The 13650-nt window shown below is 42.8% G+C and carries 13 protein-coding genes; 3 read left to right on the top strand and 10 right to left on the bottom strand.

Annotated elements, in window-relative coordinates:
- Positions 1-45 precede the first annotated feature (45 nt).
- Together aspD and aspT are read right to left on the bottom strand one after the other, a co-directional pair.
- Complete coding sequence (aspD, locus tag N5O98_RS08890) at positions 46-1689, bottom strand: aspartate 4-decarboxylase (RefSeq protein WP_004295783.1); 1644 nt, start codon at positions 1687-1689, stop codon at positions 46-48.
- 22 nt (positions 1690-1711) lie between these two features.
- Positions 1712-3406: an aspartate-alanine antiporter gene (aspT, locus tag N5O98_RS08885; RefSeq protein ID WP_004295784.1), complete on the bottom strand. Its 1695-nt coding sequence runs from the start codon at positions 3404-3406 to the stop codon at positions 1712-1714.
- Between the two features lie 167 nt (positions 3407-3573).
- On the opposite strand from aspT, the gene N5O98_RS08880 reads away from it, so the two are divergent.
- Entirely contained in the window at positions 3574-5241 is a 1668-nt protein-coding gene (locus N5O98_RS08880; RefSeq protein ID WP_004295785.1) for a formate--tetrahydrofolate ligase, read from the top strand.
- Positions 5242-5579: 338 nt separating this feature from the next.
- On the opposite strand, the gene glyA is transcribed toward N5O98_RS08880, so the two are convergent.
- The 8 genes from glyA to N5O98_RS08840 all read right to left on the bottom strand — a co-directional run bounded on the left by glyA (position 5580) and on the right by N5O98_RS08840 (position 11633).
- Positions 5580-6860: a serine hydroxymethyltransferase gene (glyA, locus tag N5O98_RS08875; protein WP_004295787.1), complete on the bottom strand. Its 1281-nt coding sequence runs from the start codon at positions 6858-6860 to the stop codon at positions 5580-5582.
- 134 nt (positions 6861-6994) lie between these two features.
- Entirely contained in the window at positions 6995-7732 is a 738-nt protein-coding gene (locus tag N5O98_RS08870; protein WP_004295789.1) for a porin family protein, read from the bottom strand.
- A gap of 16 nt (positions 7733-7748) precedes the next feature.
- A complete protein-coding gene (locus N5O98_RS08865) occupies positions 7749-8318 on the bottom strand; it encodes a flavin reductase family protein (protein ID WP_004325806.1) in 570 nt (189 codons plus the stop codon).
- A 16-nt stretch (positions 8319-8334) separates the two neighbouring features.
- Complete coding sequence (gene pyrI / locus N5O98_RS08860; RefSeq protein WP_004295791.1) at positions 8335-8796, bottom strand: aspartate carbamoyltransferase regulatory subunit; 462 nt, start codon at positions 8794-8796, stop codon at positions 8335-8337.
- Complete coding sequence (gene pyrB / locus N5O98_RS08855) at positions 8793-9734, bottom strand: aspartate carbamoyltransferase (protein ID WP_004308880.1); 942 nt, start codon at positions 9732-9734, stop codon at positions 8793-8795. Before pyrB ends, pyrI begins: the two co-directional genes overlap by 4 nt.
- Positions 9735-9846: 112 nt before the next feature.
- Positions 9847-10626 carry a DUF4373 domain-containing protein gene (locus N5O98_RS08850; protein WP_004308881.1) on the bottom strand — a complete coding sequence of 260 codons (780 nt, stop codon included), beginning with the start codon at positions 10624-10626 and terminating at the stop codon, positions 9847-9849.
- Positions 10627-10649: 23 nt separating this feature from the next.
- Positions 10650-10994 carry an SH3 beta-barrel fold-containing protein gene (locus tag N5O98_RS08845; protein WP_008648001.1) on the bottom strand — a complete coding sequence of 115 codons (345 nt, stop codon included), beginning with the start codon at positions 10992-10994 and terminating at the stop codon, positions 10650-10652.
- A gap of 228 nt (positions 10995-11222) precedes the next feature.
- Positions 11223-11633 carry a DUF4119 family protein gene (locus tag N5O98_RS08840; RefSeq protein WP_022200143.1) on the bottom strand — a complete coding sequence of 137 codons (411 nt, stop codon included), beginning with the start codon at positions 11631-11633 and terminating at the stop codon, positions 11223-11225.
- A gap of 131 nt (positions 11634-11764) precedes the next feature.
- Between N5O98_RS08840 and N5O98_RS08835 the strand changes: the two genes are divergently transcribed.
- Both N5O98_RS08835 and N5O98_RS08830 read left to right on the top strand, forming a co-directional pair.
- Positions 11765-12718 (top strand): tyrosine-type DNA invertase cluster 3b, encoded by a 954-nt coding sequence (locus N5O98_RS08835; protein WP_004308883.1) that lies wholly within the window; start codon positions 11765-11767, stop codon positions 12716-12718.
- Between the two features lie 354 nt (positions 12719-13072).
- Positions 13073-13648, top strand: coding sequence for a UpxY family transcription antiterminator (locus N5O98_RS08830; protein ID WP_004295799.1), 576 nt, complete (start codon positions 13073-13075; stop codon positions 13646-13648).
- Positions 13649-13650 lie beyond the last annotated feature (2 nt).

Raw genomic sequence — 13650 nt, 5'->3', positions numbered from 1 at the left:
CTTCTGTCTGAATTAAATTCTCATTTATAAAATGAACTACTTAGTTCATTCTTTTGATGCTTTCCATGTTTGGGCATATTCTTCCAACACACACTTGATGCTTTGTCCGATTTTCACATAATCGGCCTCATTCAAATTGGCTAGTGACACACGCACACTCCATTTCGGTCCGGCAAAGCCACCACCATTCAACAGAACGAGTGAAGTTTCGTTTGCCAGGCGGAAAACCACATCCAATGGATTGTAGGTCTTTTGCAGATAAGTAACGAAGTCATCCCCATAGAATTTCTTCGCCCATACCAGCATATCAATCTCCGAATAATATCCGGCACGCAGCGGATCTTCTACCAGTGTGAAACCTGTATTATCCCACAATGCATGCAGGCGGCGATGAATAATTTCCTGCATCTTGGCTTTATAACTGTCCTCTTTATCCAAAAGCGAGAAGAGGGCAAACAAACTCATCTGTATCTGTTGGGGCAGGGAAAGCCCTGCAGTATGATTCAGCGCAATTTGTCGGCTGTCAGCCACCATGCGGTCAATAAATTTCATCTTTTCCGGTTGCAGGCTAAGGCTGGAATAACGTTTGTTTAATATTGATTTCTGCTCCTCCGACAGGCGGGCAATCATTTTGTCGTAGATGTTGTCTTCGTGTAGAGCGATCACAGCGGTTCTCCATCCTGTAGCTCCGAAATATTTGGAGAACGAATAAACGCAAAGCGTATTGTGCGGCAACTCTGCCATCAATGAACGGAAATGAGGAATAAACGTTCCGTACACATCATCCGTGATAATCATCAGGTTCGGATTATCATTCTTCACAATGTTGATGATACGTTCGGTAGTCTCTTTGCTAAGTGCATAGCTGGGCGGGTTGCTCGGATTGGTGATAAACAACGCTTTGATCCGCGGATCTTTCAGCTTGTCTATATCTTCATCCTTATACTGCCAGGTATGTAAACCGTCAGGAGTCATCTGGTCGGCAGAAATTTCGGTAACGTCGAACTGATAGCGTCGCAGTTCCGGGATTTCTATATAAGGAGTGAACACAGGAACCATCAAAGCAATAGCATCCCCCTGGTTCAACAGGAAATTCTCTTGCAAAGAATCGAACAGATAACACATGGCTGCTGTACCTCCTTCAGTCGCGAAAAGGTCAAAAGTTCCTTTCGGCGGACGGCGGTCACACATCTCTTGCGCCAGGTAATCCTGTACGATTAACTCCGTAAAATGTAAAATACGGTCGGGCACAGGATACTGGTCGCCAATCACCGATTCCGCCCATTCGTGAATAAGCGTATCCGGATCGGCAGCATGTTCCATCAGCATATAATTATAGCCCTCTTTCAACAGGTTAGCACCGGGAGCTTTCTCGTTTTCTTTCAGGAAAGCCTCGAAACGGGCAGCAATTCCCGCCTTTTGCGGAATACCTGCTATTCCTTCTTCCAGTGAAAACGCATGACGACATTCGCAAAGGCCGAATTGTCCCAGCAGAAAAAAGGCTTCGCGTGGTTCGGTAGCAATCCAGTTCGGGTTACCTCTTCCGGCATTCAACATGGTATGTGCTATCTTCTTGATACTTTCATCTGCCATATTGATCAGTTTGTTTTTCAGCTCGAACGGGCTGATCGTTTCCATTTTCTTGGCATAACTTTTGGTAATGGCAGGGTTATTTGTTTTCTTTTCCATAATGATATTTATTTATATAGTTTTACATAAGTAGTACGATGACAACTCCCCAGATAATCAGGAGCGTATTGCCGACTGCATACGTCACCGTATATCCTAATGCCGGTGTGTCGCTTTCCACTGCATCCTGAATAGCTCCCAATGCAGCTGTTGTAGTACGTGCTCCTGCCGTACATCCCAATGACAGGGCAGGGTGGAATTTGAACAAGTATCTCGCCATCAGCAATCCGGCGAGGAGAGGAATGGCCGTTGCCAATGCGCCGACGATAAACAGACTGACGCCTACTTCCTTGAATCCGGCAATGAAACTGGGACCTGCGGCGATACCGACCACTGCGATAAACATATTCAGTCCTACATTATTCAATACCCATAAAGAAGGTTCGGGGATACCTCCGAAAGTAGGATGCTTGCTGCGTAGCCAACCGAACAGAAGTCCGGCTATCAATGCGCCGCCACTGGTAGAAAGACTGATAGGAACACCTCCCAGATGAATAGCCAGTGCACCGAAAAGACCACCGAGCAAAATACCCAATCCAACGAAGATCATATCCGTCTGGTTGGTAGGCCGGTCAATATAGCCCATTTGTTTGGCAGCACTTTCCACTTCATGTTTAAGACCGGTAAGTTCGAGAATATCTCCCGAATCTACAATCGTTTTAGGCAATACCGGAACATTGATTCCGGCACGTTTGATATTCCGGATACTAACCCCGTGCATAAACTTCTGCGCCCTGATTTTGGAAACCGTTTCTCCGGCAAAAGTCCGGTGGGTCACCATTACAGGAAGAGTTTCTGCAGGGAAGTCGAGTAATTGTGCATCAATCACTTCCGGACCGATCCAGTCTTCTTCTCCAATCACAAATTCACGGCGTCCGCTAAGTACCACTTCGTCATTCTTATGAAGAATCAGGTTCGGATCTACTTCCTTCACCACTCTTTTTTGACGAATCCGTTCTACAAACAGCCGTTTATCATTTTTACATAGATAAGCTTCGAGTTCACTGACTTTCTTTCCTTTGTCAAACCATTCATTGGTGATTTTATAAGCACGGAACACAACCGGACGAAGAGCCGGGGAAAATCCGGGTTCGTCAGCTTCCGATGTTCCCATTTGAGCCTCCAATTCCTTGCAGTCGGCCTTCACCTTATCCAGTCCACCCAGCATTTTAGGGCCGAGAGAAGCCAGAATCCACGCCGAACCGGCCGTTCCGAAAATATAAGTTACGGCATACGCTACCGGAATTGCATTGATGAACGTGGCTTTCTGTGCATCGCTGATTCCCAGCTGGTTGATCGTATCGCTTGCCACGCCGATAACGGCGGATATTGTTTGTGAGCCTGCCAACAGTCCGGCAGCTTCTCCTACATGATATCCCATGATTTTGGCCAGTATCCACGGGGCTACCAGACTGACAATACACATCAGTACGGCAAATCCCACTTGTGGCAGGCCGTCTTTCTTCAATCCGCGGAAAAACTGCGGACCTACCTTATAGCCAACGGCAAATAAGAAAAGCAGAAAGAACACAGCTTTCATCGGACCATCTACAGTGATATTCAGTTGTCCGACCAATACTCCGACCAGAAGAACGCTGGTGACTGTCCCCAAGGAGAATTTCCCTATTTTGAGTCTGCCAAGCCAGAACCCGGCAAAGAGCGTCAGGAAAATAGCAAGTTCAGGATGTACCCTTAGTTGATTAATAATCCATTCCATAATTAAGTTGTTGTTTTAGGTTATGTCATTTACAACAGTTATAGCGTAAAAAGAGTTTGTTGTGTTATGAAAAATAGAGATATAATATCCGTCGAACTTTAAATTTCTCTATTTCGCTTTTTTGTTATACTTTTGTTCCTTCAAAAATAAAACTAATCATATTCTGTATGAAATCAGACATAGAAATAGCTCGCAGTATTGAGCTGAAGAAGATTAAGCAAGTTGCCGAAGGTATCGGAATCCCTCGTGAGGAAGTGGAGAATTATGGCCGCTACATAGCAAAGATCCCCGAACAACTGATTGATGAAGAGAAAGTGAAGAAAAGCAATCTCATTCTGGTAACTGCTATCACAGCAACCAAAGCGGGCATTGGCAAAACTACAGTATCTATCGGTCTCGCTTTGGGATTGAATAAAATTGGAAAGAATGCGATTGTCGCTCTTCGCGAGCCGTCTCTCGGTCCATGTTTCGGAATGAAGGGAGGAGCAGCCGGTGGGGGATATGCACAAGTGCTTCCGATGGACAAAATTAACCTCCATTTTACCGGAGATTTTCATGCCATCACTTCTGCCCATAACATGATTTCCGCCCTGCTCGATAATTATCTCTATCAGAACCAGGCAAAAGGTTTCGGATTGAAAGAAATTCTTTGGCGGAGAGTGCTTGACGTGAACGACCGTTCGTTGCGCAGCATCGTTGTCGGCCTCGGACCTAAATCGAACGGGATTACCCAAGAGTCCGGTTTCGATATTACTCCTGCTTCGGAGATTATGGCAATTCTTTGCCTTTCCAAAGATGTGAGTGATCTGCGTCGCCGTATTGAAAATATCCTGTTGGGCTTCACGTATGACGACCAACCTTTTACTGTGAAAGATTTGGGAGTGGCAGGAGCCATCACTGTGTTGTTGAAAGATGCTATCCATCCTAATTTAGTGCAGACTACCGAAGGAACCGCTGCTTTTGTACATGGTGGTCCGTTTGCTAATATCGCACATGGTTGTAACTCTATTCTGGCCACTAAATTGGCAATGTCTTTCGGTGATTATGTAATAACAGAAGCCGGATTCGGTGCCGATCTCGGTGCAGAAAAATTCTATAATATCAAATGCCGCAAGAGCGGACTCCAACCACGTCTCACGGTGATTGTCGCTACGGCACAAGGATTAAAGATGCACGGAGGTGTCAGTCTCGACCGTATCAAAGAGCCGAATATGGAAGGCTTGAAAGAAGGATTGCGTAATCTCGACAAACACGTTCGTAACCTTCGCTCATTCGGTCAGACCATCATCGTAGCTTTCAATAAGTTTGCATCCGATACGGATGAAGAAATGGAATTACTGCGCGAACATTGCGAACAGTTGGGAGTGGGTTTCGCCATTAACAATGCGTTCAGTGAAGGAGGAGAGGGAGCAGTAGATATGGCCCGTCTGGTAGTAGATACCATAGAGAACAATCCGTCCGAATCTTTACGCTACACTTATAAAGAAGAAGATAGCATACAGCAGAAGATTGAAAAGGTAGCCACTAATATTTACGGAGCCAGCGTTATTACTTATAGCAGTATTGCCCGCAACCGTATCAAACTGATCGAGAAAATGGGAATTACTCATTATCCGGTTTGTATTGCGAAAACACAATATTCATTTTCTGCCGATCCAAAGATTTATGGTGCGGTAAACAACTTCGAGTTCCATATTAAAGATATTGTTATCAATAACGGAGCTGAAATGATTGTAGCCATTGCCGGAGAAATTCTTCGTATGCCGGGATTACCCAAGGAGCCGCAGGCATTGCACATCGATATTGTGGATGGAGAAATAGAAGGATTGAGCTAAAATATATACCTCAAAAAAATATTCCGGTATGATGCCGGTAAAATAAATCCCCGTCTTTCCCTATGAAATAAAATGTGGAAAGACGGGGATGACTGTATATAGAGTCCAGTGCGCTTCTGTTTTCTCTTCTTGCACACTGTACGGTTGAATTCGTCCTTGCTATGAGTGATATATGACATCATATATTTCTTTTATAGTAAGAAAAACGAAAATATGGACAGATGGTTCGGGCGGGACCGTTAATAAATAAAAAAAGCCTGCTCCTTTCACAAAGAGCAGACCTTATAAATAAGAAATAAAGCTGATAACAGTGAAGCTATTAGCTTTGAAATCGTTTTTTAATAAGCAAAAAGAGGATATTTCTTCATTGTCTCATTGACACGTGCACGTACTTGTGCAATAACTTCCTCATTTTCTACGTTAGACAATACAGTCTCGATCATTTCAGCAATTTCGAGCATCAAATCTTCTTTTGCACCACGAGTTGTGATAGCAGGAGTACCCAAACGGATACCGGAAGTCTGGAAAGCTGAACGGCTGTCGAACGGAACCATGTTCTTGTTAACAGTAATATCGGCAGAAACCAATGCTTTTTCTGCCACTTTACCTGTCAGTTCAGGATATTTGCTACGCAGGTCGACCAACATAGAGTGGTTGTCTGTACCACCGGAAACGATAGTAAAGCCACGGTCAATCAAAGCCTGTGCAAGTACAGCAGCGTTCTTTTGTACTTGTTTAGCATATTCCTTAAATTCAGGTTGCAGGATTTCACCGAAAGCAACTGCTTTAGCAGCAATTACATGTTCCAACGGTCCGCCTTGAACCCCTGGGAATACGGCAGAATCCAGTAATTGAGACATCATCTTGATCTCACCTTTCGGAGTGGTCTTACCCCATGGATTGGGGAAATCCTTACCCATCATGATGACACCACCACGAGGTCCGCGAAGTGTTTTATGTGTAGTAGAAGTGACGATATGTGCATATTTAACCGGATTCTCGAGCACTCCGGCAGCGATCAGGCCGGCAGGGTGAGCCATGTCGATCATCAGGATAGCGCCTACTTTGTCAGCGATTTCACGCATACGTTTGTAATCCCATTCACGAGAGTATGCAGAACCACCACCGATAATCATTTTCGGTTTCTCACGCAGAGCGACTTCTTCCATCTGGTCGTAGTCAACGCGTCCGGTTTCCTGATTCAGGTTATATTCGCAAGGAGTATAGATGATACCGGAAGTGTTTACCAGTGAGCCATGAGAAAGGTGTCCGCCGTGTGCAAGATTTAATCCCATGAATTTGTCGCCCGGATTCAGAACTGCGAGGAAAACAGCAGCATTAGCTTGTGCTCCCGAGTGTGGTTGTACGTTTGCCCATTCCGCGCCAAAAATTTCTTTCAGACGGTCGATAGCGATTTGTTCGCTTTGGTCTACTACTTCGCAACCTCCGTAATAACGTTTGCCGGGATAACCTTCTGCGTACTTGTTAGTCAGGCAAGAACCCATTGCCTGCATTACCTGGTCACTCACAAAATTTTCTGATGCAATAAGCTCGATTCCTTTCAACTGACGTTGATGCTCTTTTTCGATAATGTCGAAAATGATGTCGTCTCTTTTCATTCTTTTATAAGTAAGATTAAATTTCTAATTCGAGATACCTATTTTAAGCGCACAAAGTTAATGAAAATAAATAAAGAATGAAGGAAGTACAAGAAAAATGTTAGTAAAAAGCCGGATTTAATGATATTTTATTCTTAAAGGATGAATCCCAGCGAAAAACTTAATGCACTGTCGCGGCGACGGAAAATAATGTTGCTCACTCCTGTGCTGCCATCAGAATTGATATTGTCGTAAATGATGGACTTGGAGATATTTCCGATGCCTTGTTCGTAGCGGAAATCGAAAAAGATACGGGAGATGTTGACGCCTACACCGATCACTGCACTGACATTGAACGGATACAGCCTTTCGTGAATCCCTTTTTGGTCAAAATTCTTAAAAGTGATTTCATTGTGTTTTCCCCATAAGTAGCGAAGTTTTGGGCCTGCGAAGATAGACATTCCGTAAGGCCCTTTTTTCACCACATTATAGCCGTATAAAATAGGGAAATCCACACTGTGCAACACCGATTGCACGGAAGCATAATCAGGCTCGATGGCAGGATGCTGCGAACCGAGCTTATCGAAAGTGATCTCACATTTGCTTACATTATAGGACACTTCCGGCTGAATGAAATGCTTCTTCATGTTGATGCGCATAAAGAGGGCGCCGAAATAACCTATCTTGTAGTTATTCTGCACCTCATCGATAGTTACATCCTTAATTTTCAGTTCAGACACCATGAACATGGAAGAGTTGAATCCCGCCTTGATACCGATATTTATTTTTTTTGTATTGGGGCGGTCTACTTTTTCTGCGTTATAGTTCTGGCCGACAGCCGTGCAGGCTATAGCTAACAAACCGGGAAGGATGAATTTACGCAGCATATTCATGGCAATATCGCACTTTTTATGATTTCTTCTTTTCTACACTCCAACCGAATTTACCGATTTTCTCTCCCAGATTATAATATCCTCCGTGCACATATACCAGCGGATTGGCTTCTGCCAGTTCCAGCTTTCCGGTTTCAGGATTCAGGTTCCGGTCGTCCGCACGCACATTTACTACGTCAGCGATAAACATATCGTGTGAGCCGAGAGAGATGATTTCTTTCACACGGCATTCAATGCAAAGAGGAGATTCTTCAATCAACGGAGCACTAACCACCGTACACTGTCCGGGTGTCAGCTTCATCTCATCAAATTTATGATAATCACGTCCCGAACGAACTCCGCACCAGTCGGTGGCAAAAGCCATATCTTTCGTTGTCAGGTTGATGACAAACTCCATGTTTTTTTTTATAATGTCATAAGAATGGCGTTCCGGACGTACGGATATATAACACATGGGCGGGTTTGTACAAATCGTACCCGTCCATGCTACTGTGAACATATTATATTCGCTTTCTTCCTTTCCGCAGCTGACCAGTACAGCCGGCAGCGGATAGATCATCGTTCCTGGTTTCCAGTCCTGTTTCATAGGCCTATACGTTTATTCAGAGGATTGTAATCTCTTCACGTTTCTGCTCTTTCTCGCAATAATGGCACTTTACGATACAATTATCCTTGTCTATCACATGAAAGATAGTGGCCATCGGTTCGTTGTTGGTGATACATTTCGGATTGGCACATTTCACGATGCCCCGAAGTTCATCCGGCATTTTCACCTCTTTCTTTTCCACTACTTCGTAATCGCGGATGATATTCAGTTTGACGTGCGGGGCAACTACTGAAATACGGTTAATCTCTTCGTCGCAGAAGAATTTATCTGCAATCTTGATGATCCCTTTTTTACCTAATTTCTTACTGTCGAGGTTGAATCCGATAGTGATATTGCTAGTCATCTGTTCCACACCGAGCAGTTGCACTACGGTAAAGAGCTTTTCGGATGGTATATGGTCAATCACTGTCCCGTTTTTCAGGGCAGCTACTTGCAATGCTTGTTTATTTTCGCTCATAATAAAATATCGTTTTTAACGTCATCTAATGTGATACCTAATACATCGCAAAGGATTGCTTCGCGGGCATACAGACCGTTTTGTGCCTGTTGGAAATAGTATGCTTTCGGGTTGTCATCCACATCGTAAGCAATTTCGTTGACACGGGGAAGCGGGTGCAGGATACGCAGGTTCGGACGTGTGTTCTCCAACATTTTGTTACGGAGAATATATACATTCTTCACCCGTTCATATTCCATCAGGTCGGTGAAACGTTCGCGTTGTACACGGGTCATATACAGAATATCGGCGTCGGCGATAATCTCTTCGGAAAAGTCTGTATGTTCAACGTATTTTATTTGGTGCGTTTTGCAGTAAAGTTTGTATTCTTCCGGCATTTTCAGCTCTTCGGGAGCGATAAAATGGAAAGTCGGATTAAAGTGTCGCATCGCCATCAGCAATGAATGTACGGTGCGGCCGTATTTCAAGTCACCCACCAGGAAAATATTCAGATTTTCCAGCGTTCCTTGCGTCTTGTAGATAGAGTAAAGATCGAGCATCGTCTGCGACGGGTGCTGGTTGGCTCCGTCACCTGCGTTGACAATGGGTACCGGGGCTACTTCGCTGGCATACCGTGCAGCTCCTTCGAGATGGTGTCGCATGACGATAATATCTGCATAGTTGCTCACCATCATGATCGTGTCTTTAAGTGTTTCTCCTTTGGAAGAACTGGTAGCTTTGGGGTCAGAGAATCCGATTACTCGTGCGCCGAGACGGTTGGCAGCTGTTTCAAAACTCAAGCGGGTACGAGTGGAAGGTTCAAAGAACAGGGTTGCTACAACCTTTCCTTGTAATAACCGGCGATTGGGGTTCATTTCAAACTGCTTCGCCATTTCGAGCATGTAGAGGATTTTTTCTTTAGAATGTTCGGCAATGGTTACTAAACTTCTGTTTTCCATTTTGTTATCTTTTATGTGGATAGAACTTGTTTTACCGGAGCGTAAAGGTACGAAGAATTTGTGAAAAGCACAGATTTTTCGTACCTTTTTTATCAGCTTTTAATCAGTCGGTTTATTTCCGTCCACTGGCTAACGCTGCAATGATATATTTCCCCGGTGCTCCGATTTTGCTCCAGGCTGTATTGGAGAGCAGTTTCCACACCTGGGTGCCTTTCCTGCCATAGTCCGATAGCCGGAGAATCGTCTGTTTCTCTTTTAGGTCAGTCACTTTATGGTTGTCCAGACTCTCCATCAATCCTGCGATGTTGTGTGTAGCCAGATTGTAGGCATACCCCGGAATTTCAATCGAAACAACGTTGGTTTCTTCTTCTTCATGATTTAGTTTAGTTTCCTTTAGTTTAGTTTGTCGAGAAATGTCTGCATTTTCTTGACTCACCTCCTCTTGAGTTTCAAAAATGTCTGCATTTTCCGTGTTCAACTCTTCTTTTTGCATCCCTTTTTTCTTCTTGGTCTCTAATAAATAAGGTAGTTGGGAGAAATCTATTTTCCTTCGTGTAGTAGCTTCAAACCACACCCTTTGAATCTGTTCCGAAGTGAGTATGCCGTATTTTTCGTAGGTTTCCTTATGGAAAAATCCTTTTTCCAATAATAGGTCGACAATCTTTTCCATCATGTCCTCTTTGATCCCGCCGCCCACTTTACGGACGAAAATTAGGTTTTGTTCCTTTCCCCAAGAGATATAATATCCCTCTTTATATATTTTACAAAGCAATCGCATGACAATGTAAGAAGCTAATACTCCAAACTTAGCTTCTAATAGTTCCATCACTTCTTCGTCAAAGAAGTTTGCCGGTGTCGGAAAATAAGGTATCCCTTTATTAATCATATTCATTGTTCAATATATTTTAATCTAACTTATACAATAGCTCTCCACTCCATCAGGTTCCCGATCATAAATCTTCTCCATCCTTTTTGTTCTTCACTCCAATAGAGAATAGACTCTTGTTTTGCTGTGATATTGAATTCTCTATGGAAGAATTTTTCATATCCTACCAGTGTTCCTCTTTCCAGACAAAACGTGCCATCCTGCTTGTAAAAAGCTATCACTACATTCCCATACAACATGCGATCTATTAGTTTAATGCACTCTTGTACAATTCTCTCCGCACATTTATCCGAAATCCCCTTTTCAGCAGTAATACGTTTTTTCCATACTAATTTGCAAGCTTCTAACTTGCCTTTCCTGATTTTTTGTCTCATTTTCTTCTGTTTTTAATTTTGAAAAATAAATTTCTGTTTGAGCGTAAATCTTCCCTTATAGATAGTGACGGTATGTTGTTGTCATAGCGTCACTATCCTTTCATTATAGTGACGCTATAACGATAGCATACCGTCACTATTTTTTTAAGAGAAAATCTGTTAGTTTTCGACCGGTTGAAAACGGCGGCGAAGGTAAGCTTTATATTCCAACTGTCCCATTATTTTTTCTTAGTACTTGCTTTTGACCTTTTCAGCCTGTTCTCTTTTTTCCTTTTTTTCTTTCATGTACTCTTCCTCAACAGGTTTTTTCAATGCACCCAATTCAGCATGTATACTGCTAAGTTCCATTAACTTATAGCCGCCATGTTTGTGGATGTATAATACTTTTTGGTCATAGATATATTGGGCTAGATTTATCAGCTTTTTCTTCTTAGGATGGCGGAAATGTCCATCAATAAAGATTTTTAAATACATGGTGAAATAAAGGCGGATCTCTCCGTCGATTGCTATTCTGTTATCCAGCTCTTCTTCACTGATGATTTCTTCCTTTGAATGCTTCCCTGGAGCTTTTTTCATTGTTTGGACATTTCTTTTTACCTTGTCGTTTTTACTACCTTTTTTGGCATTTTTACTTTTCATAATCTACTAATTTTAACGTTGGTTAAACATGTGTTAATTCTAAAAATAATATCTGGAAAGTGAAATTGAACCTGCAAAAAGATTTGTTCTTTTGTCGCTTGCCAAATAGTATATATATAAAATAACTAGTGATGCAAATGATGAATAAAAATGGATTCAGTCGATGTGGGGAGAACTACATCAATCGTTTACGAAAGGAGGGGCGCTATTCTACAGCGCATGTCTATAAGAATGCCCTTTATTCTTTCAGTAAGTTTTGTGGTACGTTGAATATGTCGTTCAGGCAGGTCACCAAAGAACGTTTACGACGTTATGGTCAGTATCTTTATGAGTGTGGTTTGAAGCCTAATACGATTTCTACGTATATGCGTATGCTTCGTAGCATTTACAATCGGGGAGTGGAAGCAGGGAGTGCCCCTTATGTTTCCCGATTATTTCATGATGTCTATACAGGTGTGGATGTCCGACAAAAGAAAGCTTTGCCTGCCGGTGAGTTGCACAGACTTTTGTATGAGGATCCCAAATCGGAGCGTTTACGTCGTACACAAACTATTGCTGCTCTGATGTTCCAGTTTTGTGGAATGTCATTCGCTGATTTAGCTCATCTGGAAAAATCGGCTTTAGATCAGAGTGTATTACGCTATAATCGAATCAAGACGAAAACTCCCATGAGCGTGGAAGTGCTTGATACTGCCAGAGGAATGATTAATCAACTCCGAAGTAATCAGGAACCCATTCCTGATTGTCCGGACTATCTGTTCGACATACTTTGCGGTAATAAAAAACGGAAGGATGAAAGGGCATACCGTGAATATCAGTCTGCTCTTCGGAGATTCAATAATTGTTTGAAGGATTTGGCGAGAGCTCTACGTTTGAATTCTCCCGTTTCTTCTTACACACTCCGTCATTCCTGGGCAACGACAGCCAAGTATCGTGGAGTGCCAATTGAAATGATCAGTGAATCATTGGGACACAAATCAATAAAAACCACACAAATCTATTTAAAGGGTTTTGAGCTAAGAGAACGTACAGAGGTAAATAAAGGGAATTTATCTTACATTAGGAACTATCGTTTAGGTAGGTAATTAACGGTAAAGTGTTAGAAATCAAGGGCGAAATGTTTCTGTTACTTCTTAGGTAACGGATAATTATTCGGTGCAAAGATATGCAAAAATACAAATAGTAAACAAGTAAAATCTTCTTTTTTTTCTGATTTGTTGAAATATGCAACAAAAATATATCAGGACATGATGATTCTGTTTGATCATGCCCGATATTCCTATATTCTGTTTTCAAAGATGCTTTTCCCTTCGCGTAGGTTAGAAAAACATTGCTGTAGGCGGTTCTTGTCCATGTTTTTCTGTTTTCATCTGTTTTCCTGTGAATAAATACCTTATCCGTTACCTAAGAAGTAACGGACACATAAGGGGTAAAAAAGTATGATTCTAACGAAAGAAACTTTAAGTGCTGGGCCTAAAATTGGGACAGGGGAAGGCGTAGCACACTCTAAACGCTGGTATGTTGCTCTGGTTCGTATGCATCATGAGAAGAAAGTAGCCGAACGTTTAGACAAAATGGGGATTGAAAATTTTGTACCGGTCCAGCAAGAAGTACATCAATGGAGCGACCGCCGTAAAGTGGTTGAATCCGTGCTGCTTCCCATGATGGTCTTTGTACATGCTGATCCTAAAGAACGTAAAGAGGTTCTTTCTTTTTCTACAGTTAGTCGGTATATGGTAATGCGCGGTGAGAGCAGTCCGACTATCATTCCTGATGAACAAATGGCCCGTTTCCGTTTTATGCTCGACTATTCCGAAGAGGCAATCTGTATGAATAGTGCTCCTTTGGCACGTGGTGAGAAAGTACGTGTTATTAAAGGTCCTTTGACGGGGCTTGTAGGAGAGCTTGTTACAGTAGATGGTAGAAGTAAGATTGCTGTCCGGTTGAATATGCTGGGGTGTGCTTGTGCGGATATGCCGGTCGGGTATGTAGAGCCGATAGGTGAGAGGCAATAATC

Origin of the sequence: Bacteroides sp. LFL-34, assembly GCF_027257075.1 — a bacterium.
GTDB lineage: Bacteria > Bacteroidota > Bacteroidia > Bacteroidales > Bacteroidaceae > Bacteroides > Bacteroides ovatus.
The sequence above is the reverse complement of the archived record's forward strand: the minus strand, read 5'-3'. Positions and strand labels throughout refer to the sequence as shown.